Origin of the sequence: Pseudomonas sp. NFR16 (genome assembly GCF_900108875.1) — a bacterium.
Classification (GTDB): Bacteria; Pseudomonadota; Gammaproteobacteria; order Pseudomonadales; family Pseudomonadaceae; genus Aquipseudomonas.
Genome location: NZ_FNYJ01000007.1, coordinates 143,115 through 168,260, shown reverse-complemented (window position 1 = coordinate 168,260; position 25,146 = coordinate 143,115). Strand labels below are relative to the sequence as shown.

At 61.7% G+C, this 25,146-nt stretch carries 21 protein-coding genes; 1 reads left to right on the top strand and 20 read right to left on the bottom strand.

Annotation, left to right across the window (positions count from 1 at the left end; genetic code table 11):
* Window positions 1–65: 65 nt before the first annotated feature.
* From hydA to BMZ10_RS24075, 8 genes are all read right to left on the bottom strand, one after another.
* Window positions 66–1,502 (bottom strand): dihydropyrimidinase, encoded by a 1,437-nt coding sequence (hydA, locus tag BMZ10_RS24110; RefSeq protein WP_093468334.1) that lies wholly within the window; start codon window positions 1,500–1,502, stop codon window positions 66–68.
* Between the two features lie 13 nt (window positions 1,503–1,515).
* On the bottom strand, window positions 1,516–2,412 hold the full coding sequence (locus BMZ10_RS24105; RefSeq protein WP_093468331.1) for an allantoinase PuuE: 897 nt from the start codon (window positions 2,410–2,412) through the stop codon (window positions 1,516–1,518).
* Between the two features lie 54 nt (window positions 2,413–2,466).
* Window positions 2,467–3,339, bottom strand: a complete 873-nt coding sequence (locus BMZ10_RS24100) for a MurR/RpiR family transcriptional regulator (RefSeq protein WP_093468328.1) — start codon at window positions 3,337–3,339, stop codon at window positions 2,467–2,469.
* Between the two features lie 17 nt (window positions 3,340–3,356).
* Window positions 3,357–4,604: a cysteine desulfurase-like protein gene (locus BMZ10_RS24095; protein ID WP_093468818.1), complete on the bottom strand. Its 1,248-nt coding sequence runs from the start codon at window positions 4,602–4,604 to the stop codon at window positions 3,357–3,359.
* Between the two features lie 22 nt (window positions 4,605–4,626).
* Window positions 4,627–5,361: an amino acid ABC transporter ATP-binding protein gene (locus BMZ10_RS24090; RefSeq protein ID WP_093468325.1), complete on the bottom strand. Its 735-nt coding sequence runs from the start codon at window positions 5,359–5,361 to the stop codon at window positions 4,627–4,629.
* Window positions 5,358–6,035 carry an amino acid ABC transporter permease gene (locus BMZ10_RS24085; protein WP_093468322.1) on the bottom strand — a complete coding sequence of 226 codons (678 nt, stop codon included), beginning with the start codon at window positions 6,033–6,035 and terminating at the stop codon, window positions 5,358–5,360. Before BMZ10_RS24085 ends, BMZ10_RS24090 begins: the two co-directional genes overlap by 4 nt.
* 52 nt (window positions 6,036–6,087) lie before the next feature.
* A complete protein-coding gene (locus BMZ10_RS24080; protein WP_093468319.1) occupies window positions 6,088–6,864 on the bottom strand; it encodes a transporter substrate-binding domain-containing protein in 777 nt (258 codons plus the stop codon).
* 403 nt (window positions 6,865–7,267) lie between these two features.
* The gene (locus BMZ10_RS24075; RefSeq protein ID WP_093468316.1) at window positions 7,268–7,885 is read right to left on the bottom strand and encodes a PAQR family membrane homeostasis protein TrhA; all 618 of its coding nucleotides are present in this window, start codon (window positions 7,883–7,885) and stop codon (window positions 7,268–7,270) included.
* Between the two features lie 163 nt (window positions 7,886–8,048).
* Between BMZ10_RS24075 and BMZ10_RS24070 the strand changes: the two genes are divergently transcribed.
* The gene (locus BMZ10_RS24070) at window positions 8,049–8,969 is read left to right on the top strand and encodes a LysR family transcriptional regulator (protein WP_093468313.1); all 921 of its coding nucleotides are present in this window, start codon (window positions 8,049–8,051) and stop codon (window positions 8,967–8,969) included.
* Between the two features lie 102 nt (window positions 8,970–9,071).
* Here the strand turns inward: BMZ10_RS24070 and madM are convergent, their stop codons facing one another.
* The 12 genes from madM to BMZ10_RS24010 all read right to left on the bottom strand — a co-directional run bounded on the left by madM (window position 9,072) and on the right by BMZ10_RS24010 (window position 25,133).
* Window positions 9,072–9,836, bottom strand: coding sequence for a malonate transporter subunit MadM (madM, locus tag BMZ10_RS24065; protein WP_093468310.1), 765 nt, complete (start codon window positions 9,834–9,836; stop codon window positions 9,072–9,074).
* 1 nt (window position 9,837) lies between these two features.
* Window positions 9,838–10,281, bottom strand: coding sequence for a malonate transporter subunit MadL (madL, locus tag BMZ10_RS24060; protein ID WP_093468308.1), 444 nt, complete (start codon window positions 10,279–10,281; stop codon window positions 9,838–9,840).
* Between the two features lie 67 nt (window positions 10,282–10,348).
* The gene (gene mdcH / locus BMZ10_RS24055) at window positions 10,349–11,284 is read right to left on the bottom strand and encodes a malonate decarboxylase subunit epsilon (RefSeq protein ID WP_093468305.1); all 936 of its coding nucleotides are present in this window, start codon (window positions 11,282–11,284) and stop codon (window positions 10,349–10,351) included.
* Window positions 11,281–11,916, bottom strand: a complete 636-nt coding sequence (locus tag BMZ10_RS24050; protein WP_177182210.1) for a malonate decarboxylase holo-ACP synthase — start codon at window positions 11,914–11,916, stop codon at window positions 11,281–11,283. Before BMZ10_RS24050 ends, mdcH begins: the two co-directional genes overlap by 4 nt.
* Window positions 11,910–12,710 carry a biotin-independent malonate decarboxylase subunit gamma gene (mdcE, locus tag BMZ10_RS24045; RefSeq protein ID WP_093468299.1) on the bottom strand — a complete coding sequence of 267 codons (801 nt, stop codon included), beginning with the start codon at window positions 12,708–12,710 and terminating at the stop codon, window positions 11,910–11,912. Before mdcE ends, BMZ10_RS24050 begins: the two co-directional genes overlap by 7 nt.
* Complete coding sequence (locus BMZ10_RS24040; protein WP_093468296.1) at window positions 12,707–13,558, bottom strand: biotin-independent malonate decarboxylase subunit beta; 852 nt, start codon at window positions 13,556–13,558, stop codon at window positions 12,707–12,709. Before BMZ10_RS24040 ends, mdcE begins: the two co-directional genes overlap by 4 nt.
* On the bottom strand, window positions 13,551–13,850 hold the full coding sequence (locus BMZ10_RS24035) for a malonate decarboxylase subunit delta (RefSeq protein WP_093468293.1): 300 nt from the start codon (window positions 13,848–13,850) through the stop codon (window positions 13,551–13,553). The genes BMZ10_RS24040 and BMZ10_RS24035 overlap by 8 nt, the downstream gene beginning before the upstream one ends.
* A gap of 2 nt (window positions 13,851–13,852) precedes the next feature.
* Window positions 13,853–14,743, bottom strand: a complete 891-nt coding sequence (locus tag BMZ10_RS24030) for a triphosphoribosyl-dephospho-CoA synthase (RefSeq protein ID WP_093468290.1) — start codon at window positions 14,741–14,743, stop codon at window positions 13,853–13,855.
* The gene (gene mdcA, locus BMZ10_RS24025) at window positions 14,743–16,419 is read right to left on the bottom strand and encodes a malonate decarboxylase subunit alpha (protein WP_093468287.1); all 1,677 of its coding nucleotides are present in this window, start codon (window positions 16,417–16,419) and stop codon (window positions 14,743–14,745) included. The genes BMZ10_RS24030 and mdcA overlap by 1 nt, the downstream gene beginning before the upstream one ends.
* Window positions 16,420–16,576: 157 nt before the next feature.
* Window positions 16,577–17,065, bottom strand: coding sequence for a chemotaxis protein CheW (locus tag BMZ10_RS24020; RefSeq protein WP_093468284.1), 489 nt, complete (start codon window positions 17,063–17,065; stop codon window positions 16,577–16,579).
* On the bottom strand, window positions 17,058–23,042 hold the full coding sequence (locus BMZ10_RS24015) for an Hpt domain-containing protein (protein ID WP_093468281.1): 5,985 nt from the start codon (window positions 23,040–23,042) through the stop codon (window positions 17,058–17,060). Before BMZ10_RS24015 ends, BMZ10_RS24020 begins: the two co-directional genes overlap by 8 nt.
* Window positions 23,043–23,096: 54 nt before the next feature.
* Entirely contained in the window at window positions 23,097–25,133 is a 2,037-nt protein-coding gene (locus BMZ10_RS24010) for a methyl-accepting chemotaxis protein (protein WP_093468278.1), read from the bottom strand.
* Between the last annotated feature and the right edge of the window lie 13 nt (window positions 25,134–25,146).

The following is a 25,146-nucleotide window of genomic DNA, read 5'->3' as shown; positions in this document are numbered from 1 at the left end:
GTGCGCACACCGGCCTCTTCCCGGCTGAAGCCGGTCAAACCCACACCGACAGGGTCGCGTTGTCATCAATCCGGCAGTTCCGATATCCGCCGCCGCGCTTTTGCAGGTTCCGGGCGGGAGCAGGGCAGAAACTCGCCGCGCCCAGGTTCACCTGACGCACTGCCGTCCCACACGCATTCCCCTCGGGCGAAGGTCATCGCAGGCCAGGCACTCAAACGCATACCCTCATACGGGGTGTAATCCACGTTATGGTGCAGCCGCTCGTTGGTCAGCTCGACGTCCAGATCCTCATCCCAGATCACCAGGTCCGCATCAGCGCCAATGGCGATGCTGCCTTTGCGCGGATACAACCCATAAAGGCGCGCGGCATTGGTGGCCGTGAGGGCAACAAACTCCTGCGGGCTGATCCGGCCCTTGCGGACCCCTTCCGACCATAACAGCGCCATGCGCGTTTCGATTCCCGGAATGCCGTTGGCAACCTCAGAAAACGGTGGTGCATCGCCGTGGGCGCGCTTGCCGTCATGGCCCTCGTAGCGAAATGGCGCGTGATCTGACGAGAACACTTCAAACGAGCCATTCTGCAGACCGTCCCAGATCACCTGCTGGTTTGCCGAATCGCGAGGCGGCGGGCTGCAGATGCATTTCGCGCCCTCGAAGCTGTCGTCGCAGCCGAGCGAATCCGCTGTCAGAAACAGATACTGCGGGCACGTCTCGCCATAAACCTTCAGCCCTTGGCTCTGGGCCCAGCGAATCTGCTCGATCGCCTCACGCCCGGAAACGTGAACGATCAGGATCGGCACATCGACTAGCTCGGCCAGTGCAATGGCACGATGAGTGGCTTCGCGTTCGACCAGCATCGGCCGTGACGTGGCGTGATAGCGAGGGGCGCTATGCCCGGCGGCCAGCAATCGTTCGGTCAGCCAGGCAATGCAATCGCTGTTTTCTGCGTGGAGCATCACCATCGCGCCTTCGGCCCGCGCTACCGAGAGCGTTTCCAGGATCTCCCGGTCATTGAGCTTCAGCGCGTCGTAGGTCATGTAAATCTTGAACGAGGTGTACCCCTCGGCGATCAGTTCGGGCAGTTCGCGGCGCAACACGTCTTCGGTGGGATCGGTGACGATCAGGTGAAACGCGTAGTCGATCAGCGCCCGGCCATCGGCGCGTCGGTGATAGTCCTCCACCGCTGCACGCAGGCTCTGTCCTTTTTGCTGGCAGGCAAAAGGAATGACCGTTGTGGTCCCGCCGCACATGGCGGAGCGGGTGCCGCTTTCGAAATCATCGGCCATGACTGAGCCATCACCGGTCGGCTGATCAAGGTGGACGTGGCTGTCCACGCCGCCTGGCGTCACGGTCCTACCGCCAGCATCGACTTCCCGCGAGGCGCCTTGCAACGCGAGCCCCAGCGCGGCAATGCGCCCGTCACGCACGCCGATGTCGCACAAAAAGCTGTCTGCGGCGGTGACTACGTTGGCATTGCGGATGATCAGATCGAAAGCCTGCATCTCATGTTCCCCCTCAGGCGCGTGCCAACCAGGCCTTGGCAATTTCTTCTCGAGTGGTGAACCAGACGCCCTCGTGGGCCTGGGCGTACTCGATGAATCGCTTGATCGCGCGCACGCGCCCCGGGCGTCCGACCATGCGCGGATGCAGTCCGATGGACATCATCCGCAGCCCGTCGGCGGCCTCTTCGTACAGCACGTCGAAACTTTCCTGCATGTATTCGAGGAAATCGGAAGCCTGGGACAATCCCGGAGAATTCCAGTAGCGAAAGTCGTTGACGTCGCTGGTGTAAGGCACCACCAGGTGCTGCTTGCCTTCGACTTCAACGAAATACGGAACATCATCGTTATAGGCGTCGGAGTCATACAGAAAGCCGCCCTCCTCAGCCACCAGCCGCCGTGTGTGAACGCTGGCGCCGTAGCGGCAGTACCAACCCACCGGACGCTTGCCGCACGTCCGTTCGAAGGACTCGATCGCCAGACGAATGTGCTCGCGCTCCTCGGCCTCGCTCAGGCGGAACACCTCCTCCCAGCGGTAACCGTGACTGCAGATTTCGTGGCCCAGTTCGACCGCTGCTCTGGCGACGTCAGGGTTCTGTTCGAACGCGACGGCGCAGGCATGAAAGGTCGCCGGGACGTTGGCCTGTTGCAGGATGTCGAGGATGCGCCAGATACCGACGCGGGCGCCGTATTCGTACATCGATTCCATCGCCAGATTGCGCACGCCTTCGGGAAACTGATAGCTGCCCCATTCGGTCATGCTTTCCTGATCAGCGTCGCCCATGGCGAGCGAGCGTTCAGAGCCTTCTTCGTAGTTGATGACGAAATTGACGGCCAGACGCGCACCATTAGGCCAGGTGCCACGTGGCCGTTCCCGGCCATAGCCGATCAGATTGCGAAGGGGTAGCGCCATAGAACCAGTCTCCTGCAACGTTCGAACAGCCCGTAAAAGTGCCGAGCCCCAGGCTCAGCAATCGATATTTTTCAGTGCATCGTGATCAGGTCCGTCGAGGTTCTGGCCGTTGCGAAAGGCCAACCCCATGGCCAGCGTCTGCGCAATGCAAAACGCTGCGGTAAGCGAGCGGAAGCCCAGCAGCTCGGCGTCGTTGACCTCAATCATTACCGACGCTTTCTGTCCGACAGGGCTCAGGATGCTGTCAGTGATCGCCACGATCGGCGTGCCCGCGGCGACTGCCTGCTGGCAGGCATCGATGGTTTCCTGCGCGTAGGGTGGAAAACTCACCGCCACCAACACGTCATCGCCATGCAGCGCGCCAACCTGTTCGCGCAGGCTGCCGCCCAGACCGCTGATGTGTACGGCGCGGCGTCCTACACGGCTGAGGGCGTAGCTGAGATAGGCCGCCATGGGAAACGAGCGACGCATGCCGACCACAAAGGTGGTGCGCGCCTCTTGCAACAGACCGATGGCTTTCTCGATGGCCTGGACCTGTTCGCCCTCGGCCAGATGCTCAAGCGAAACGATGTTGGCGCGGCTGAACGCGCCAAGCATCGCCCCGACATCGGTGGGGTCATCCAGCAGTTGCTCGCCCCGGTAGTGGCGGATTCGCTCTTTGAAACTGCCTTGCCCGGCCTGCTGCAACGGCTGCTTGAACAACCGCTGCAGGTCACTGAAACCACCAAACCCCAGCGCCTGCGCCAGCCGGATGAAGGCCGATGAAGGAATGCCGGAGATTTTTGCCAGCGCAGCCACGGTGTTCAACGCAACGTCGTGAGGGTGTTCGTTCAGGTAATGAGCGGCATCACGCTGCCGCGCGGTCAGACGTTCCTGATGTTCGACGATGGCAGAACGCAGCTCGGCCAGGGTTTGAGGTAGAGGCATAAAATCGCTCGATAAATTCAGGATGGACGCAGTTCCGAAATCGCCTGGGCCAGATGCGCCACCAGACGATTCAACTCATCGACGCTGTTGTAATGGGCAATCGATACGCGAACCACGCCGCCGTAGGGGGTCAAGCCCAACTGTTCGAGCAGGCGTCGAGCGTAGAAGTCACCAAAGCGGATGCCCATGCGATGGCCATCGACACGACGCACGATGGCTTCGGACTGAACGCCCTCCACCACAAAGCTGATCGTCGGCACCCGATCGCCGTGGTTCACGCGGGATTTTCCGATGATTCGTACGCCCGGTGTCTCCCGAAGAAACGCCAGCAAGGTCTCGGCGAGCAGGTCTTCCTGTGCTTCGAAAGCGTCGAACGCTGCTTGCATCAGTTGACGCGGTGTACCGGCGGCGCCGAGCCGCTGGCCAATGTCGATCAGGTAGTCGCTGATGCCGATGCAGCCGTAAGACAACTCGTAGTTCAGGTTGCCCGGCTGCAGTTTGTAAGGGATGACGTCCTGACCAATGAAGAAGTGGTTCAGGCTTGGCAATTCCAGCAACGCTTCGCGCTTGCCCCACAGGACCGCGAAATGCGGGCCGAAGGTCTTGTAGAAACTGAAGACGTAGTAATCCGCGCCGCTGGCTTGAACATCGACCAGTCGGTGAGGGGCATAGGCCACCGCATCGACACACAATTTGCCGCCCACCCCATGCACCCGACGCGCGACTTCGGCGACCGGATTGACGCTGCCAAGAATGTTCGACGCGTGGGTCATGGCGACGTAGCGGGTGCTGTCATTGAGGAGGCTGTCCAGGTCGTTCAGCTCCAGCTCCATGCTGTGCGGGTCGACTTCCCACACTCGCAGGGTGGCGCCGCGCTCTTCGCAAAGGCGTACCCAAGGGCCGATGTTCGCTTCGTGGTCGCAGTTGGTGACGACGATCTCATCGCCTGGCTGGATGGAAGGCGCAACGGCGCGGCAGAGGATCTGCAGCAGGTGCGTAGTCGAGCCGCCCATCACGCACTCTTCCGGATAACGCGCATTGATCAGTTGCGCCACCGACTCACGCGCCGCCATCACCCGCGCCCCGGCGTCCACCGACTCGCTGTAGGAGGCGCCCAGTTGCACGGCGCTGTTAAGCAGGTAGTCGCTGATGCGATCGGCCACCGGCTTGAGCACGGCCGACCCGCCCGCGTTGTCCAGATACGCGTAACCGCTGCTCAGTGCGGGAAATTGGCTGCGGACGTAATCGATGTCCAAGGCATTCAAGGCAGTGCTCTCCAAAGTCAGTTCAGTGATGCAGGATGGCCTGCAAAAATGCACGGGTTCTGGGCTCTTGCGGGGCCGTGAAGAAGTCGTGCGGGTTGTTCTGTTCGATGATTCGCCCGTTCTCCATGAAGATCACCCGGTCGGCGACCTTGCGCGCAAAACCCATTTCATGGGTGACCACCACCATCGTCACGCCAGAGCGGGCCAGGTTCTGCATCACGTCCAGCACTTCGCCGACCATTTCCGGATCGAGCGCCGATGTGGGTTCGTCGAACAGAATCACGCGCGGCTCCATCGCCATGGTGCGAGCAATGGCCACGCGCTGCTGCTGCCCACCGGACAACTGCCCAGGGTATTTCTCGGCGTGAGCACCCATGCCGACTTTCTCCAGCAGCAAGCGAGCGCGCTCGTTGGCGTCACGCCGCGACATGCCCCGTACGCGCACAGGCGCCAGCGCGACGTTGGCCAACACGGTGAGGTGCGGATACAGGTTGAAATTCTGAAAGACCATGCCGACTTCACAGCGGATGCTTGCCAGCTTCGGGCCGTTTTCAACCCGCTGGCTGGCCACGCGAATGTCACCCTGCTGATATTCCTCCAGCAGGTTGATGCAGCGGATCAGCGTCGACTTGCCTGACCCCGATGGTCCGAGAATCACCACCACTTCGCCCTGATCCACGGTCAGGTTGATGTCGCTGAGCGCCTGAAACGGCCCGTAAAACTTATCCACGCGCTCGATTTCAATCACGGTACTCATGGGTTTTTCCTCCCAGCGCCATTTCGGCGCTCGTTCCAGCTCACCAGTTGCACCAGCGGCAACAGCAACAGCAGGTACATGACCGCAGCGCCCACCAGCGGAGTCGGATTGGCCGCCAGCGCCTGAGCCTGCGTGGCTTGCTTGAGCAGATCGGGCATCGCCACCACCGAGGCCAGCGCGGTGTCTTTCATCACGTTGATGCAATTGCTGGTCATTGGCGGCATGACGATGCGCATCGCCTGAGGCAGGATGATGTCGCGCATGGTGTTGAAGAAGCTCATGCCTTGCGACGCAGACGCTTCGAACTGGCCCTTGGGAATGGCCTCGATGCCGGAACGGAAAATCTCGGCCGAGTACGCGCAGGAGACCAATGACAGAGCGGCGGTCGCTGCGGCGAACGACGAGAGGCGAATGCCCACGAAGGGCAGCGCGTAATAGATCAGCACCAGCAAAACCAGCAGCGGAATGGAGCGCAACACGTCAATGTAGACACGCGCCAGAAAACGGATCGGCGCGTATGAATAAAGCCGCAGCATCGCCAGCATCAGGCCGCCCACGAGGCCGAGCAAAATGCTGACCACGCCCAGCATCACTGTCACGCCCAGGCCGCGCAGCATCAGTGGCAGCGCGTCGACGAACACGCTCCAGTTGAAGAAAGTCTGTAACAACTCCATTGCGATTCCTTGATGGCGGGCAGCGGCCGGGACAGGCAGGTTCGATCAAGCGTTACTTGAGGACGTCGACCACTTTGACGGTGCTCGACTCGGGATCTGCGTCAGCGCCGAACCATTTCTTGTGCAGGCCGGCGATCACACCCTCTTTCTTCATGGCAGTAATGATGTCGTTGACCTGTGTGGCGGATGCCCAGCCCTTGGCGTGCATCAACGAGTACTTTTCGCCGGTAGGAATACGCGCAACCACTTTGTACTGCGGCTTGTCCTTGATGTAGTACAGCACCGCCGGGATGTCGCTGACGTAGCCGTCCATGCGTCCCGAAGCGAGGTCGAGCATCGCCGGAGACAACCCTTCGTAGCGTGAGACTTCCTTGAACTTGTACTCGGCCTGATGGGCGTTCACCCACATGTCGCCAGTGGAACCGGTGTCGACGCCGACCACCTTGCCATCCATGTCCTTGAGCCCGGTGATGCCCGACTTGGCCAGCACGGACAGGGACTGGTCACTGTCGTAGTACGGCTGAGCGAAACCGACGGATTCGAGGCGTTTAGGCGTGATGGTGATCGAGGAGATGGCGATGTCTGCACGTTTGGACTGAACGGCACTGAACAGGCCGTTGAATGGAATGTTGACGAATTCCACGGTCTTGCCAGCGCGCTTGGCGACTTCCTTCACGACATCGACTTCGAAGCCAACGATCTCGCCTTTGCCGTCCTGAAATTCCCAGGGCACGTTGCCGACGTTGGCGCCCACGGTCCAGTCGGCCGCCCACGTGGAGGCAGAAAATGCGGTTGCCACGGCCATGCTCAAGAGTACTTTCACATTCATGTCTTGCTCCCCGATTAATCAGTCAGTCCAAGAAGGCCGCCATACCACCTGAGCGGGCGATTCGAGGATCAGACTAGGATGACGAATCAAATAATTCAAGAAATAAAATTAATGAATTAAATGCTTCAATCAGGTGCGAAATCTTTCTGATTTGGTGCGCGGTCGGGAGCGCATGCGGGCCGGGGATTGGACAGAAAATGAACAGCGGACGGCGAAGTCAGGTGCACTGAAGCAGAGCATTCATTCACCGGGTTCTGACTGCGCCTGACAGCTGTTCAAGTGAGGTACAGGAGCGCGTTTGCCCGCCACGGGGTCAGTTCAGAGGCTTCGATGTCAACTGACCTGCCGCAGTCGCGGGCAAGCGCGGGTCTACATATGCATGGCCGGTTCGGGCAAGCGTTTGTCAGAGTACATACGCGGTGATCGCCACGAAATGCAGAAGGCTTCCGGCGATCACGAACAGGTGCCAGATGCCGTGGGCATGGCGCAGCCGATGATCCAGTGCGAAGAAAATGATGCCGACGGTGTAGAACACGCCGCCCAGCGCCAGCCAGGTAAAACCGGCCGTTCCCAGCGCGGCCATCAACGGCTTGACCGCCACAAGCACGATCCAGCCCATCACGGCGTAAATGACGATGGACATCACCCGCGCCTCAGATCGCGGCTTGATCTCCTGAAGCACACCGATCACCGCCAGCCCCCAGACGATGCCGAACAGTGTCCATCCCCACGGCCCGCGCAGGGTGACCAGACAGAACGGGGTGTAGCTGCCTGCAATCAGTAGATAGATCGAAAAATGATCGACCTTCTGCATAATCGCTTTCGCCCTCCCGCGGACGCTGTGATAAACCGTCGAAGCGCTGTACAACAGCACCAGCGCCACGCCGTAAACCGCAACGCTGACGATCTTCCACACATCACCGGCCAGGCTTGCGATCACCAGCAACCACACTGCGCCGATGGACGCCAGGACTGCACCCACCAGGTGGGTCCAGGCGTTGAATTTTTCTCCGTAGTACATCCGCAAACCACCTCTCTCAATGCACAACACCCGACAAGGCTCCAGCTTATGACGCCAAAGCGCAATGCATGTGTCGGTGTGAATGAGAATTTCATGCAGCCAGTGGCGCACGACTTCGGCACAATCGGACGCTGAACAACAAGATCAGTCCCAGGAAAACGGCATGCAGATCGACGAAGAACTGACCCTCAAGAAGCTGGAAATCTTCCTGGCGTTCATGCGCACCGGTAACCTGGCTCGCGCTGCGGCCGAGCTGCAGACCAGCACGGTCAGCGTGCACCGGGCGATTCACTCGCTGGAAAGTGCGTTGCGTTGTCCGCTGTTCAAACATGAGGGACGCAACCTGACGCCGATGGAGAGCGCGTATGTGCTCGAAGAGCGGGCGCAGAAACTCGTGCAGGATGTGCTGAGCACTGTGGAGCAGACCCGCGAGGCAGCAGGTTTCTCAGCCGCGCGATTCAAGCTGGGGGCGCTGTATTCGCTGACCGTCAAAACCGTTCCGCAACTGATCATGGGGCTGAAGATCCGCCGCAGCGAGCTGAATATCGACCTGATCCTGGGCTCCAACATCGACCTGTTCTACAAGCTCAAGAACATGGAAGTCGACGCGATTCTGGTGTCGCTCAACGAGAGCGTGCACGATCCGGACTGCGAGCAGCTGCCGCTGTTTTCCGATGACATTTTCCTCGCCACGCCCGCTGACTCGCCGTTTGCCCATCAGAGCGAAGTCGATCTGAGCGATCTACGCGAGGCGACGTTCATCACGCTGACGCAAGGCTTCGCAACCCATCGCGACGGGGCGATGGTGTTTCAGCAGGCCGGGTTCGAGCCAAAAGTGGCAATGCAGGTCAATGACATCTTCACGCTGCTGAGCATGGTCAGTTCAGGGGTGGGTTATGCACTGCTGCCCGGCAGGATCGCGGCGGTTTATGAGAACCGCGTGCGGCTGATTCCGCTGCAATCGCGCTACCGTATGCAGCAGCACATCGGTCTGGTGTTTCTCAAGGCTCGCGAACGCGATCCGAATTTGCTGGCCCTGCTGGCGGAATGCCGAATGTATTCGAATCGGTTGATCGAGGGGTAAGCCCTCTACTGCTCGACCTTCCGATCTGTGGAAACGAGCCGGCTGGCGAATGCGCAGGCCTTTTCGCCGGCAAGCTCAGTCCCGCAAAAAGCATCCCCGCCTTCAGCCAAGTATTCCCCGCACGATGAAATACAGCAGCGACGGCCCGAGCAGACAACCCAGGCCCGTATGGAACGTTGCAGTCAGCGCGCCGTACGGCACCAGACGTCGATCCGTTGCCGCCAGCCCTGCGGTCACGCCACTGACGGTGCCGGCCAGCCCCCCGAAGACCATCGCCGAGCGAGGGTTGTCCAGGCCCATCCAGCGAGCGGCCATCGGCGTGCCGACCATGACCAGAATCGCTTTGATCAAGCCCGTCGCAATCGACAGCGCCATCACATCGGACGATGCGCCCAACGCCGCCCCCGTTACCGGCCCGACGATATACGTCACGGCGCCCGCGCCGATGGTGGTGATGCTCACCGCGTCCCGATAACCGAAGGCATAGGCCACGCATGACCCCACGATGAAGGGCATCACGGTGCCGAGAAACAGCGAGAACGCGCCGATCAAACCCGCCTTTTTCGCTTCGGTCGCCTGCACTTCGAAGGCGGTGGCGACGATGGCGAAGTCACGCAGCATGGCGCCGCCCATTAAACCGATGCCCGAGAACAACGCCAGATCCGCCAGCCCTTTCTGGCCGCCGGTCATCACCCCACCGACCCACGCCAGCACCAGTCCGATGACGATGGCGATGGCCGAACCGTGGATGCGCCCGAACGTCAGACGCCTGGACAGCACGACGGAAATCCACATCACGACGCCGACCACGGCAAACGCAGTCACCAGGCCCTGGCTGATCAGGTCTTTCTGGATGAGCTCCCACATATCAGCGGCCTCCTGCAGGGGAAACGGTCGCAGCGGCATTCGGCGCGATCACCGAGTCATGGTCCGCGTCTGCTTCTTTGGGCAGCGGCTCGCCTTTGTTGATCCGGCTGATGATGGCGATCGTGCAACCGCAGACCAGCACCGACCCGATGGCAGCGATCACGGCAATGGGGCCACCCTTGAGCGCGGTGACGACGTTTTGCTGGGCGGCCATCGCGACCACGACAGGGATGTACATCGCTCCCCAGAAGCCGACGCCCATCTCGCAGCCTTCGCTCATGCCGCCACGTTTTTGCATGTACAACCGGGCGCAGATCAGCAGGATCATCGCGATTCCGACGCCGCCCACGTTGGATTTGACGCCCAGCAGCACACCGAGCAGGTCGCCGAGAATCACCCCCGCAAGGGTGCAGATAGCGAGTAACGCGACACCATAAATAATCATTGTTGTTATCCTCAAATTGCATCGTCGAAGTTGTTGTTTTTGTGTTCCTTCGAAAGCAGCAGTCGGTTTATGGGTGGCGACTTTCCTCCTCTCGCGACAGTGCGCTCAGCGTATCCAGCCGGGCGCCCTGGAAGGCGACTGCGGATCCTTGTTCGAAAACCTTGCGCGCCAGCCCCGTGAGCACGGTGCCGGGCGGCAATTCGATGTGCAGCCGCGCGCCGCGCTCGTAGGCGGTCTGCACGGTGCTGCGCCAGTCGATGACCCGGCACATGTTGAACGCCAGGTCGCCACGCAGTTTTTCAGCCGTATAAACCGGGCGTGCAGTGCTGCCGCTGAGGTATTTGAGCGTCGGCGTCTGGACACACACCTGTGCGAACGCCTCAGCCAGGGTGTGGGCCGACGCCGTCAACAGCTCGCAATGGGAAGGCACGCTGACCGCCAGCCGTTTCGCCGCCGCAGCGCCTTGCGCCTTCGCCAGTGCCGCGACATGCGCCATCGCCTCATCGCTGCCCGCGATGACGAACTGGTTATCGGCATTGATGTTGGCCAGAAACACCGGCGAACGTGCGCCATGAACCTGCTGAATCAACCCCTCGACCACGCCCTGCTCGAGCCCGATCAATGCAGTCATGCCGTAGCCCTGTGGATAAGCGTTTTGCATGAGTTCGCCGCGCAGAGCGACCAATCGCACAGCGTCGGAAAACGTCAGCGCGCCCGCCACTACGGCGGCTGGATAGGCTCCGATGGACAATCCAGCCACAAAATCGGGCGTATGGCCTCGTGTCATCAGCAGCCGCGCGCAGGCGACGCCAGCAATCAACAGGCACAGCTGAACGGAACGGGTCGAGCGCAACGCGTCGGCGGTATCGAGCGCAAGGACGTCTTCGTTCAGCGCATCGCTGGCCTCACGCAGGCATTCGCCGACCAGCGCGTCGTCCGGCAGCGCATGCAGCATGCCCGCCTGCTGCGCGCCTTGGCCGGGAAACGCCCAAAAGGTGCTCATGCTGCTCGCTCCTCAGGCAACCAAGGGTTGCTGACCAGCCGTGCACCATCGTCAGCCTTGAGCAGGACCTGCCGCGACGAGCCGGCCCACTCACGTAAGGCCACGGCGCCAAAAGGCGTTTGCAACTGCAGGTCGATCCGGCAGGCAGCAGCCACCAGCGCATCGCTGAGCCGGGCGGCACGCTCACGCGTGAAAAACTCCGGCGCTCGCAGAATCAGGTCCAGATCGCTGTCCTGATGTAGCACCGGCACGCCCGTCGCCAGTTGAAAACCGGCACCGCCGGTCACGCCCCACGGGAGCTGCAGCGCATTCATCAGGCCGTAAATCTGCCGCAATGCGCTCAGCGCAGGCCCGTCGCCGGGCCCGGCGGAGACGTCTGCGAGCTGCTCCGGGATGACGCGACGGGTGATGTCAGCGATGAGCATCTGAGTGGCGAAACGCTGCTCGCGAACACGACCGCGCACACCGACCGCAATCCGCCCCGCCGCCACTTGCGCCCGCCTGACCACCACCGGATGTCCCTGACGGATGACGTCGAACACCCAGGCAGGCGCATCGGCTGGCAACGCGGCCACCGACAAGCCCCACAACAGATCGTGAGGTCGAACGGGCGCCTGGGCATTCATTACCACTGGGCCCGAAGCAGTTGGCGAACCTTTTGCGAGGCCGCGCGATTTGGCGCGCCCAGACGCCCGCTCAGATCATTGCTGCCATTCTGAGCATCCTTGATCGCAGCAATCAGGCAGTCCTGAACCGCCGACAGATCCGCCGCCGATGGCTGTTCGATGTGCTCGACCGAAAGCGTTTCCCAGAGCAGCCCGAGGCTGGCATAGCTGTCGATGTCGTAGGCCATCGGGGGCACACTGGCGGCCAGCTTTTCCAGCTCCTCGACGCTGCGCAGCGTCACCCGCGCCGCCGAAGCCTTGCCCATGGCATGCACCATCACGCCCGGATCCCGAAGCGCGATCAGACGATTAGCCTGATACCCGTGCGCAAGAAAGGCACCGGACATTGCCTTGCCGACCAGCAACCCGATCACCGGATGCCCCGCCAACCGCGCCCGAGCGTAAGCGTCCACTGCGCCGGCCAGGGCTTGATGGATGCCCAGCGCCTCCTCGCGACGACCGTAAGCCTGACTCGGGACATCGATGATTGCGACCAGCGCCCGCTTGTCATCGCGATCGCGGTCAAGCTCGATCGCGCTGTCTACCGCCTGCGCCAGACCCCAGCCTTCAAGCAGCCCCACCTCGCCGTTGCGCGCCCTTGGAAACGGGTTGTCAGGATCAGCGACCACCGACAGAAAGCGCGCCGGCTGACCGCCAAGCATCCCGTCGGCGGCCTTCACGGATGCCGGGAGGCCCGAGACCTGTGCGGAGCCTGCGCTCAAGGCATTGAACCAGTTCAATCCGCGGGTGGATACGCTCATGGTTGCTCTCCTTGATAGAGACTGCGAACGGCAGCGGGTTCGATTTGCGCCGTGGTGTCCACCCCGCCAAGACGCTCCAGAAACAGCGCGTACCGGCTGCTGCGCTCGTGCTCGGGCCTGCCTTGGCGCAACAGGTCCTTGATCTGCTGCGAAATCGCAGCGGTGTCGTCGGCGACATAGGCGTCCACCAGGCCGCTGGCGAAACGTTGTTCTCCGCCCGTCAGGCTCCAGATGAATGGCCGGTCACGAGAGTCGTACTCTTCGATGCCCGCCTCCTGCTCGATCACTTGCGGGCCGTTCAACCCCAGCCGCGCTTCCTGGGTCACAACCAGATAACTGCACAAGCCTGCTGCGATCGACATTCCGCCGAAGCAACCGACACTGCCTGCGACGACGCCGATGACCGGTTGACAACGCCGCAGATCGATGATGGCGGCATGAATTTCAGCAATGGCCGCCAGTCCGAGGTTGGCTTCCTGCAAGCGTACACCGCCGGTTTCCAGCAAAAGGATCGCTGCCGTTGGAATGCCCTTGCGATTGTCTTCGGCTGCCAGCTCCAGCGCGCCCGCCATTTTGGCGCCGCCGACTTCACCCATGCTGCCGCCCTGGAAACCTCCTTCGATCGCGCAGACAACTACGGGCTTGCCGGCAATCGATCCTTTGGCAATGACCACGCCGTCATCGGCTTGCGGCACGACGCCCTGTTTCGCGAGCCAAGGCGAAACCAGCCGCTCGAACGGATCGATCAGTTCACGAAAGCTGCCCTCGTCCAGCAACGCGCGGGCACGCTGACGTGCGCCCAGTTCGATGAAGCTGTGCTGCTTCAACAGGCGAGCGCTGTCAGTCATGACCCACCTCCTCAAAACCTTGCTCCAGCCGCAGCCGGACTACGCCGGGCGTTGCGCCGAAATCGTGAATATCGATGCTCAGGGCCGGCGGTGTCTGGCCGTCGAACATGCGCTGGAACAGATGCTCCCAGCGTGCAGAACTGCCGTTCACCGAGGTCATGACCTGAATGCTCAGCTTGCCGGGCACGCCGGGTTCCAGCAGCACTTCCAGGTCGCCCGACCCCACACAGCCCACCAGCGCACGTCCGCGCGGCGGCTGACCGGCGGGAAATTCAAAAGACAGCGTTTCCATGATCAGACGTTCCTCTTTTCATTGCCGAGCGCAGGCTCGAGGCAATCGATGAACAGACAGGCAGCGAGCAGATCCGCCGCGCCACCCGGTGACGCATTCAGACGCAGCAGTTGCTGATCCAGCTCATGCAGCGCCCGACGCCCGCTGAGGGTGGCGCTGCCACCGGCGTCCAGAACGCGCTGAGCGCCTTGCTGCATGGTCTGCAGCCCTTGCTCGCCGGCGCGATACAGCACGCAGGTGTCGGACAGTTCGGTCATGATCGCGAGCAGCGCATCGAGCCTCGCATTCTGCTCGCCAGACTGTGTGGCGCGGCTGCGCTTGAGCTGCACAAGTCCCGACTGGGTGACAGCGGGGAACCCCATTTGCGCCTGTTCGCGCGCGCCCATTGCGCCGTATTTGCGCGCTACTTGCGCACCATGGCTTTGCGTCTGCGAAGACGCGTGGCGGTCTTCGATCAACGCCAGACATCCGGCTCGCAGGCCAAGTCCGGCAGGCGAAAGATCGTCAGGATCCAGCGCCGCCGCAGTCACCAACAGGCCCAGCGCCCAGATCGCACCGCGATGGGTGTTCACGCCATTGGTGGTACGCATCATCGCTGCCTCGCCGTCGCGACCGATACGACCGATGGCTTCACGCAGCGGCTGGCCGATCTCGCCGATCGTGAGGGCGGCCTCGGCCATTTCCTTGAATGCCGGCCAGAGCGCCAGCGCTGAGGCGTGCATCAGACCGAGGTGCAGATCGTCATGCGCGCCGCTGCTGCGCCTGTCCACCAGGGCGGGTTTGGGCGACAGGTCGGCCTCATCGATGAGGGCTTCGACGGCCAGATCCGCCAGGCTTTCAGCCAAAGAAACGCTACGCGGTGCTGCATCGAAAGATACGTTGAATGCGTGCATCACCAACTCCTGAATTTCGCGGGCGGGTTGTACAAACCGCCGGACCATTCCACCAACTCGGCAATGCTCTTGGCGGCTAACAGCTCGCGGCTGGCGTCAGTGCGACGAATACCCAAGTCTTCCGGCAGCGCGATCAGGCCTTCACGACGCATGCGGGCAGTGTCTTTCGGATCATGTCTGAGCCCGATCGACGTCACGCCCGCCACGGCGGCGATCATCGCCTGACGGTCCTGCAGACTGCGCGCCTTGTACAGGTAAGCGATGCCTTCCTCGGTGAGCAAATGGGTGACGTCGTCGCCGTAGATCATGATGGGCGCCAGCGGCATGCCGCTTTTCTTCGCGACCTCAACGGCATCCAGCGTCTCGACGAAGGTCGGTTTGCCACCCTCCTGGAAGGTTTCGACCATTTGCACAACGAGCTTTTTGCCGCGCTCAAGGTAGGCATCCGGCCCGTCGCCGCTCAGCTGACGCATGTCCAGCCAGGCAGGGGTGCCGTGACGTCGACCGCGAGGGTCATGCCCCATGTTCGGCGCGCCGCCAAAGCCGGCAAGACGACCGCGCGTGACCGTCGAGGAATGCCCGTCGCCGTCGACTTGCAGTGTCGCGCCGATGAACAGGTCCACCGCGTACTGACCGGCGAGCTGACACATCATGCGGTTCGAGCGCATGGAGCCGTCGTGGCCGGTGAAGAACACGTCAGGTCGGGCGGCGATGTAGTTTTCCATGCCCAGTTCGGTACCAAAGCAATGCACACTTTCGACCCAGCCGCTTTCGATGGCCGGAATCAGCGTCGGATGAGGGTTCAGCGTCCAGTTACGGCAGATCTTGCCTTTCAACCCCAGCGATTCGCCGTAGGTCGGCAGAATCAGCTCAATCGCGGCAGTGTTAAAACCGATGCCGTGGTTGAGCGACTGGACGTTGTGTTTTTCGTAGATGCCGCGAATGGCCATCATCGCCATCAGCACGTGAACGGGCTTGATATGACGAGGGTCTCGGGTGAACAACGGCTCGATATAGAACGGTTTATCGGCCACCACCACGAAATCGACCCACGAGGCCGGGATGTCGACGCGCGGCAGGTCGCTCACGTCCTCGACCAATTGATTGACTTGCACGATGACGATGCCGTCGCTGAACGCTGCGGGTTCGATCAGGGCGGGCGTGTCTTCGGTACTGGCGCCGGTGTAGATGTTGCCCGCGCGGTCAGCCATGAAACCGGCAGACAACACGACGTTGGGTATCAGATCGACCAGCAGGCGGGAGTACAGCTCGATGTAGGTGTGAATCGCGCCGATCTCCAGCAGCCCGTCCTCCAGCAACTGACTGATCCGCAGGCTCTGCGTGCCGGCAAACGAGAAGTCCAGCTTGCGCGCGATGCCACGCTCGAAAAGGTCCAGGTGTTCAGCACGACCGACGCTGGGCATGATCATGTGCAGATCATGAAGCTTGCCGGGATCAGCCTTGACCAGCGAACGGGACAGAAAATCTGCCTGTTTCTGGTTGTTGCCTTCAAGTACCACACGGTCACCCGGCGCGATCAACGCCTCAAGCGCCGCGACGATCTTGTCGGTGGGCAGAACGACGCCATCGGCGAAGGAACGCACCAGATCGAGCCGCCGCTGCTTTTCGCTGCGACGACGCGACCAGCGCGGGTCAAGTTTCGTTGTTGTAGTCATGCTGACTCCACGAGTTCGCTGTCGTGGGCAACATTAGGAGCTATCGCGTGGCGGTATCAATCAAGCACGGTGGGCGATCGTTACGGCTGGAGTAACGATCGCGAGCGAGCGTCATCGGCTTGCCGACACCGATATTCAAACAAGCAGCGCAATCAGCTCAGATCGCAGGCCCGGTTGGCACCAGGTTTGCGTCCACCAGCCACTGCTCCAGCGCGATCAGGTCCGGTATTTTCGCGACGGTGTCACCGACCTGCACGGCCGCCCGTTCCAGCTCGGACAACGGCACGTCGACGTAACTCAGCTGGCTGTCGAGCTTGCAGGATCGGGGAATGCCTTGGGTCAGCAGCGCGATGAATTTCAGATCGGGACGGGCGCCCAGCGCATTGAGCACGACGATGCGCGCACGGCCGCCAACGCGGGCGCGGCTTCCGCAAGCCGCCTCAAAGCTGAGCAACGGCAGACTGCGGTGACGCCAGTTGATGGGGCCCAGATACCACTGAGGAGCGGCGGGGTCGGCGACGGTGTCCTGATAATCGATCAATTCGGCCACCGCGACGTTCGGCAACAGCAAGTGGCGGTCGCTGAGCGGAATGAGCAGACCGGTGAGGCTGGTCAGACGCGCCGTTTGCGTGGTTGTGTCAGACATGCACGTGACTCCAGTGGGCGATGCTCTCCAGCAGCGCCGCTTCCTGATACGGCTTGCTCATGTACTCGTTTACCCCCAGCGCCATGGCGCGATCGCGGTGTTTCTGGCCGGAGCGGGAGGTGATCATAATAATGGGCAGATGTCTGAGCGCCTCGTCTTCGCGAACCTTGCTCACGACTTCGAAGCCGTCCATGCGCGGCATTTCGATGTCCAGCAGCATGACATCCGGCGTGTGCTCCTGCAGCAGCGCCATGGCATCGACTCCATCCTTGGCGGTGAGCACATTCATGCCGTTGCGCTCCAGCAATCGCCCGGTCACTTTGCGCACCGTTACCGAATCATCCACCACCATCACCAGCAACGGCTTGGTCTGCTCGGCTTCCACATACTGCGCCGGGGCCTGCCCCGACACCTGCAGCGCAAGCATCCGGGCATGCAAGCGACGAATGTGCGCGAACAGATCCAGGATCAGCACAACGCGGCCATCACCCAGGATCGTCGCACCGGCAATGCCTTGCACACTGGAAAACTGCGGCCCCAGGTTCTTCACCACGATCTCCCGCGAGCCCGCAAGCGCATCGACCTGCACAGCCACCCACTGATCATGCACGTGCACCAACAATACCGGCAGCGGCTGGGTCTGGCCGATCAGTCGGGGCGGTTGACCATTGTTGAGCAGTTCGCCCAGATAGCGCAGCTCGTAAGTCCGCTCGCCGTACTGATAACGCGGCGGCGTGGACTGGTAACAGGTCTCCAGCTCATTGGGCATCACGCGCACGATGCCTTCGATACTGTTCAGGGGCACGGCGTACTGCTCTTCGCCGCACTGCACCATCAGCGCCCGATTGACCGAGACCGAGAACGGCAGGCGGATACGAAAGCGCGCACCCTCGCCGGACTTCGAATCGATGACCATCGAACCGCCCAACTCTTTCACCTCGGCGTGCACCACATCCATGCCCACGCCACGCCCGGAAATCTGCGTGATCGTCTCGGCGGTGGAAAAACCGGCCTGCAGGATGAACTGCAACGTATCGTGCTCACTGAGCTCGGCGTCCGGCCCGATCAGCCCGCGCTTGACGGCTTTGCGGCGCACGGCCTCGAAATCGACGCCTGCGCCGTCGTCGCTCATCTCGATCACGATATCGCCGCCCTCGTGCGCAAGGCTCAGCACGATGTGCCCTACGTCGGACTTGCCCGCTGCCAGACGCTTCTCCGTGCTTTCCAGGCCATGATCAATGGCGTTGCGCAGCATGTGCTCCAGCGGCGCCACCATGCGTTCGAGGACGTTGCGGTCCATCTCGCCCTCAGCGTTGACCACGTCGAACTTGACCTTCTTGTTCAGCTCGCCGGACACCTGACGGACGATCCGGCGCAGACGCGGGACCATTCGCTCGAACGGGACCATGCGCGTGCGCATCAGGTTTTCCTGCAGCTCGGTGTTCACACGCGCCTGTTGCAACAGCAACGTTTCGGCTTCATGGGCACGCGTGTCGAGGGTTTCCTTGAGCTCCATCAAGTCAGACGCGGACTCGAACAGCGCCCGCGACAGCTGCTGCAATTGAGAATGCCGGTCCATTTCCAGCGGGTCGAAATCTTCGTAACCCAGGCGTTCGGCCTGATGATCACGACTGAGAATCCGCCCTTGGGTTTCAATATCCAGGCGTCGCAACTGGTCGCGCATCCGCTCGATGGTGATTTCCATTTCGGCCAGCGTTACCTGAGCGTCGCTGACCTGCTGCTCGATGCGGCCGCGGAAAATCGAGGTCTCGCCGGCCAGGTTGACCAGATCCTCCAGTTGCTCGGCTGGCACCTTGACCATTTCTGGCCCCGTTCGCTCAGCCTCTGCATCTGCAGGCGGCATCACAGGCTCGGCCGCAGGCAGCGGCGCCACCGGCGGCACGTCGAGAGGCTTGCTCACAGATTCCTGAGCGGCGCCAGAGGACGAGTACTGCGCGATGCTCTCAATCAGCAACGCCGGATTGGGCAGCGGCTCATAACCGCGAACGGCATCGACCATGTCAGCGAGCATGTCGTGGCCGCTTTGCAGCAGGCCGTTGAGCAGCGCGCTGTTTTTCAGGGTGCCCGACGACAACCCTTCATAAAGTGATTCCATCTCATGGGCCAGATCACCGATCGGGGCAATCTCAACCATGCGCGCGCCGCCCTTGAGGGTATGCAGATCGCGCAACAGGTTTTCCACTTCAAGGCTGTTCTGCGGATCGGCCTGCCAGCGCACCAAGGATGCGCTGGTGCTCTCGATAATGTCATCGGCTTCTTCGAGAAAGATCTCCAGCAGCTCCGGGTCGCGCTCGTCCAGCGCTTGAATCATTGAACCGACATGGCGCGGCTCAATGTCCTGGGGCTGTACATAACAATTCTGCTGGCGGAACTCGCGAATGGCCTCGATCAGGGACTGCGGGCTGGTCAACGCAACGCGGTTCTGCAATTGCTCGAGCATCAGCGCCAGATGATCGTGACTGCGCACCAGAAGATCCGCGAGCGTCGGCGAGTGGCTGCAGCGACGGTCGATAAGGCATTCGTAAAGCGATTCCAGCTCATGCCCAAGATCACCGACCGGCCCGATCTCGGCCATCCGTGCGCCACCTTTGAGAGTGTGCAGATCACGTTGCAGTGACGACAGCGGCAGCGGGTTTTCCGGGTCATCCAGCCAACGCTGCAACGCCTGGCCCGCGCTTTCGAGAATATCGGCCGCCTCTTCCAGAAAGATATCGACGATCTCTTGATCCAGCTCATCGCGAACCGGCTGCTCAGGTTCTGCGTTCAGGCTTGCGGTGGCTTCCTGCAGATCAGTGACGCGAGTCGGCTGCCCGCCTTCGCTGCGAATCAGGCCCGTGGCGCCAGGGTCCAGCGCCTCGTCGAGCAGGTCGCGCAATGCCTGGACGCGCTCCGGGCAGGCCTGAACCTGCTGGCCGGCGGCAACCTCATCGAGCATGTTGATCAGGGCCTCGTGAGCGTTTTCTGCCTCATCGAAGAAACGCTCGCTGACTGCCAAGCTGCTTTCTTCCACCGCGCCATACAGATCCAGCAGCGCTTCACACAGCTCATCGACCTGCGGCAAATCGGCCATGTGCGCGCCGTGACCGAGCATCGTCAGCTCATCGAGCAGCGCATTGAGTTCCTGACGCTCACCCGGATGCTGCCGCCACCGTTCGAGCAGACTTTCGGCGTCAAGCAGGATGTCCATGCCTTCGGCCAGAAAACTGGCGAGCACCTGCGGATTGCGCCGCGTGCGCAGTCCGTTGTCATCGGCGGCCAAGGCCTCAGCCATGCGCTGTTCAAGCAACTGATTGGCCGATCGGATCAGCTCATCCGCGCCATAGATCGGCATCAGCGGATCGACCGTCAGTTGCGCCAGCCCCTGATGAAACAGCGGCTCGGCGGCTGACAGCAAATCCAGTTCAGACTCGCCGACGGCAATCTGGTTGGTCTTGAACTCGCGCACCAGTTGATCGAGCGGACCGGCGAGTTCTGCCATCGGCAGCACACCGGCCATGTAGGCGCTGCCCTTGAGCGTGTGCAACGCGCGCAGCAAGTCGTCGCTGAACGAGGGCGACTCCTCGCCCCTGGCAGTGTCGAGGCAGCGATTGAGCGTGTCCAGGTGGGTCTGGGCTTCCTGGCGGAAAATCTCCAGCAATTGCGGATCGAACGCTTCCGACGGGGCGTCCTGCGCCACCGGCGTGGCCTGCGGTTCAGGGTTTTCACCCTGAGCCAGGGCATGAGCCCGGGCGGCGAGCTGATCGACATCATCGCGTTGGCGCTGAACGTCTTCGGCAAAATCCCGGATGACATCCGGCAGCAGCACAAGCACATCGGTGAGCAGTTGCTGCACATGCGCATCCGGCTCGACGCTGCGTTCGAGCACGCGGTTGAGCAGGTTCTCCACTGCCCAGGCCAGCTCGCCGAGAATCAGCGCGCGGACCATTCGCCCGCTGCCTTTGAGCGTATGAAACGCGCGGCGTATTTCAGTCAGGGCAGCGCTATCGTCCACGCTGGCCAGCCAGCGCGGCAGGTATTCGCGCAGTGCATCGAGCATTTCATCGGTTTCTTCGAGAAACACATCGCGCAGCTCGTCATCCACAGGCGGCTCGCCCTTGGGCGGCGGCAGCAGGCTGGCGGGAACGTGCCGCGCGGGCGGGTTCACCGCCGAGACCGGACTGGCCAGCACCTCGGCGATGCTCGGGCTCGGACTGACCAACACCTGGCGCTCGCGCAGCTCATGCAGCTCCTCGTGGCTAATGACTTCTTCGAGCACCGGCACTTCGACAGCGTCGGGAACAGGCGAATAACCGAGACGGGCCAGACTTTCCTGCGCCATATCCAGCACATGCTCGCCGGGCGCTTCGGGATCTTCGGCCATGCGTTCCAGGTAATACTCGACACCGATGATCACATCGGCCAAGTGATCGAGCTGCGAGGAGGCGGGAGGTTCCTCGCCGGCCAGCAGATGCTCGGTGATGTATTCGTTACACGCTGCGAGCATGCCCGACGCACGAGCCAGCGGAATCATCGCCAGGGCGCCACGCACTTGAACCAGTTGTGCACTCAGCGGCTCCAGACGATCGCGAGCGAGGTCGCCGTCAACGTAGTCGTCGATCACGTCCTTGGCCTGCTGCAGAACGACGCGCGCTTCCTTGATGACCAGTTGATGAATCTGACTCAGGTCGGTGGTCGGCAAACGGCTTTCTTCCGGACTGCTTTGGTCGACCGACCCGGCTATGCCTGCCAGTGTCGCCTCCACGTAAAGCAGGGCGCCTGCAACATCCATCAACGTGGCGTCATCGGGCTCGCGCTGCCCTTGCGCCATGCCCTGCACCACCGCCAACTGGTCGATGATCACTTTGCGCGGCTGACCGAACCCCAGCACCGCGAGCGTATCGGCAATCTGCCGCAGCGGCGGGAGCAGCGCGTTGAGTTCACTGACGTGCTGGCGATCGCCCCGCACGAACACGTCCAGCCGCTCCTTGGTGCGCACCAGTTCGTCACACAGCGCGATGATCACCGAGCGCATGGCATCGCGATCCGGACCGGCCATCCGTGCGCGCTCCTCATCGACCAGCGCGCTCTCCGGCAAGGCTTCGGCCAGGCCGTACTGGTCTTTCAACTCGATCATCCTCTGCGCCTGGCTGTCGGATTTGGCGATATAAAACAGCAAGCTCTTGAGCAATTCATCTGGCGCCGGTTGATTGATTCCGGCAATGCCTTGCTCCAGCAAGCGCTTGAGTTCCTTGTCGGCATCCTTGAACAGGCTGCGTAGCGCGGGGCTGTTGGTGAAATTGCCGCTGGCCATGGTTTCGACCAGCGCAGAGGCGATGCGCCAGAGGGGCTCGAGCGGCGCGTCCTTGCACAAGGCCTCAAGCTTGGCGAAGACCTTGGTCATGTACGCGAGTTGCGTCTGCACATCCTGCTCACGCAGCAGCCCTACCAGCGCGGTCTGCAAAGTCTGACGCAGCTTGCGCAGCCTGGCGCCGAGCTCCGGGCTGTCACGTTGCGTGAGTGTCTGCGCATCCAGCGCCGGGAGCGAGAGCAGTTGGGGCGAAAACAGACTGGTTTCCGAAAGCAGGCTTTCGCCCCGAGCACTGCGCAGGTCGTTGAGCAACGGCAGTACCACCAGCGGCAGATCGCGCCGGGCAGAATGAATGCGCTCCAGGTACACCGGCAACTGGCTCAGCGCCTGATGCAGCAGGTGTACGGCCTCGGTTTCCTGAGGCACGCGCCCTTGCTGGAACGCCAGGGCCAATTGCTCGATTTCCTCGGCGAACAGCGCGGCACCGTAGAATTCGATCATCTGCAGGCTGCCGTGCACCTGATGAATGAAATCCAGGCACACTTCCATCGCCGCCGGGTCGTGGGGCCGGGCGACGAACGTATCCAGCGCCTGTCGAGCGTGTCTGAGGGTTTCGGCTATTTCGCCCTTGACCCATTCCAGGGCCACGTAGTCGTGACGGTCAGCCATGATGACTCCGGTTGCCTTTGCCTTGACGCTTCGTGTTTCGCACCGACGGGCACATCAATGCCGCGAGGCCGGCAATGTGAATCCGGACACCGAGCGGCGCATCTCGCTGGCCATTTTCGCCAGATTGCCCATGCTCTGCGCAGTGGCAGCGGTCCCGGACGTGGTTTGCGTGGTGGTTTGCTGGATCACAGTCATGGTCGCGGAAATCTGCTGCCCCAGCGCGCCTTGCTGCTGTGCGGCATTGGTGATGCTTTCGATCAACGCGGCCAGCACCTTGGAAACCCCTTCGATTTCTTCCAGCGCGACACCGGCATCCTGCGCCAAACGCGCGCCGCGCACCACTTCGGATGTCGTCTGCTCCATAGAGATGACGGCTTCATTGGTGTCGTTCTGAATGGCGCGGACCAGGGTTTCGATCTGCTTGGTGGCCGAAGACGAGCGCTCGGCAAGACGTTGCACCTCGTCGGCAACGATGGCGAAGCCGCGACCGGCATCGCCCGCCATCGACGCCTGAATGGCGGCGTTCAGCGCCAGAATGTTTGTCTGGTCAGCGATGTCGTCGATCAGGCTGACAATGTCGCCGATTTCCTGAGACGACTCGCCCAAGCGCTTGATCCGTTTGGACGTGTCCTGAATCTGCTCACGAATGTTGTCCATTCCATTGATGGTGTTGTGCACCACCTCGTTGCCCTTGTTGGCGATGGCGACCGAACGCTCGGCCACGGCGACCGACTCGGAGGCGTTGGCCGATACTTGAGCAATGGAGCGCGACATGTCGTTCACCGCATTCGACGCCGCGGCGATCTGCAGCGCCTGATGCTCGGACGCTGCTGCCAGCTGGGTCGCGGTTGTCTGGGTGTCCTTGACCGCGCCGAACACCTGTTCGGCCGTCAGGTTGATGGTCGCCACCAGTTCACGCAATTGATCGATGGAATAGTTGATCGAGTCTGCAATGGCGCCGGTGAAGTCTTCCGTCACCGAAGCCGCCACCGTCAGGTCGCCGTCCGCGAGATCTTCGATCTCGTCGAGCAGGCGCATGATCGCGGTCTGATTACGCTCGTTTTTCTCAGCGGTTTCGCGCAGTTGCCGGTTGGTTTCACGCACCATCACAAGACCGATGAGAATGATCGACGCCAGCGCCAGCAAGCCCAGCATATAGCCGCCGTAGCTGTTGATGGTCCGACCGCCAGCCATGTGCTCGAAGCTGTTGGCCAGCACCGATGCCTCGTCGAGCAGCGTTTGCGAAAGATTGAAGATATTCCCCGCCGCCTCCCGCACTTCGAGCAGTTCCGGCGACGTTTCCAGAATTTCGTCCACGGAGCCCGACACGAACTGGAACAGCTCGGCAATCTCGGCCAGCCGCGCGCGGGCGTCGCGGTCCTCGACCTGAGTGATCTTCAGTGACGCGTTACCCTCCAGCATGCCGTTGAGCACGCGTCCGAACTGGCTGGCATCACGTCCGAAAGCGTCGGCGGCCTGAACCGCCGTCTCATCGCCCGACAGCACGGTGTTTACCGCACCAAGAATCCGCTCGGCCAGCAGCGACTGGCGCTGAGCGAGTGCGACCTGGCTGGCAGGTGCACGGTTCTGCAGAAGAATGTCGACGACTTTTTCCGACTCGATCTGCAATTGAGGGATGGTTTCGGCCAGGGTCGCTGCCACTTGGTGAAGCGACAACACAGTCTGCTCGCGTGAAAGAATGACATCGGTGCTCTTTCGCAGATTTTCCCAGTCGTCCTGCACCGCTTTCAATTCATCGCCCACCTCGGCAGGAGCCGCGGGAAGACCGGTGTTCTTGTCGCCTTTCTTCAGATATTGCCAGCGCGTGTCGAAATCGTTGCGCGCATCCGCCAGCAACTTGAACGCCGCGGATTTCCCCGCCGCTGCCTCGGTGGCGTTCTTGGCAATGCGTTGCGACAGCACGCGCAGCTCGCCGGCATGGCCGATGTACTGTTTGTCGTAGTTGGACTGGGTGCTCAGGTACGCGAAATTGACGAAGAGCAGCATGATCGAAATGATCAGGACGACAAACAACGCGATGATTTGCGATCGGCTGCGCGCGCCTTCCAGGGACTTGCCGGTATTACTCATTGCTCAGGGCTCC

Coding starts and splice junctions, on each gene's coding strand:
- hydA (WP_093468334.1), bottom strand. CDS start 1,502: ATGCAGGCTTTCGATCTGATCATCCGCAATGCCAACGTAGTCACCGCC.
- BMZ10_RS24105 (WP_093468331.1), bottom strand. CDS start 2,412: ATGGCGCTACCCCTTCGCAATCTGATCGGCTATGGCCGGGAACGGCCA.
- BMZ10_RS24100 (WP_093468328.1), bottom strand. CDS start 3,339: ATGCCTCTACCTCAAACCCTGGCCGAGCTGCGTTCTGCCATCGTCGAA.
- BMZ10_RS24090 (WP_093468325.1), bottom strand. CDS start 5,361: ATGAGTACCGTGATTGAAATCGAGCGCGTGGATAAGTTTTACGGGCCG.
- BMZ10_RS24085 (WP_093468322.1), bottom strand. CDS start 6,035: ATGGAGTTGTTACAGACTTTCTTCAACTGGAGCGTGTTCGTCGACGCG.
- BMZ10_RS24080 (WP_093468319.1), bottom strand. CDS start 6,864: ATGAATGTGAAAGTACTCTTGAGCATGGCCGTGGCAACCGCATTTTCT.
- BMZ10_RS24075 (WP_093468316.1), bottom strand. CDS start 7,885: ATGTACTACGGAGAAAAATTCAACGCCTGGACCCACCTGGTGGGTGCA.
- BMZ10_RS24070 (WP_093468313.1), top strand. CDS start 8,049: ATGCAGATCGACGAAGAACTGACCCTCAAGAAGCTGGAAATCTTCCTG.
- madM (WP_093468310.1), bottom strand. CDS start 9,836: ATGTGGGAGCTCATCCAGAAAGACCTGATCAGCCAGGGCCTGGTGACT.
- madL (WP_093468308.1), bottom strand. CDS start 10,281: ATGATTATTTATGGTGTCGCGTTACTCGCTATCTGCACCCTTGCGGGG.
- mdcH (WP_093468305.1), bottom strand. CDS start 11,284: ATGAGCACCTTTTGGGCGTTTCCCGGCCAAGGCGCGCAGCAGGCGGGC.
- mdcE (WP_093468299.1), bottom strand. CDS start 12,710: ATGAGCGTATCCACCCGCGGATTGAACTGGTTCAATGCCTTGAGCGCA.
- BMZ10_RS24040 (WP_093468296.1), bottom strand. CDS start 13,558: ATGACTGACAGCGCTCGCCTGTTGAAGCAGCACAGCTTCATCGAACTG.
- BMZ10_RS24035 (WP_093468293.1), bottom strand. CDS start 13,850: ATGGAAACGCTGTCTTTTGAATTTCCCGCCGGTCAGCCGCCGCGCGGA.
- BMZ10_RS24030 (WP_093468290.1), bottom strand. CDS start 14,743: ATGCACGCATTCAACGTATCTTTCGATGCAGCACCGCGTAGCGTTTCT.
- mdcA (WP_093468287.1), bottom strand. CDS start 16,419: ATGACTACAACAACGAAACTTGACCCGCGCTGGTCGCGTCGTCGCAGC.
- BMZ10_RS24020 (WP_093468284.1), bottom strand. CDS start 17,065: ATGTCTGACACAACCACGCAAACGGCGCGTCTGACCAGCCTCACCGGT.
- BMZ10_RS24015 (WP_093468281.1), bottom strand. CDS start 23,042: ATGGCTGACCGTCACGACTACGTGGCCCTGGAATGGGTCAAGGGCGAA.
- BMZ10_RS24010 (WP_093468278.1), bottom strand. CDS start 25,133: ATGAGTAATACCGGCAAGTCCCTGGAAGGCGCGCGCAGCCGATCGCAA.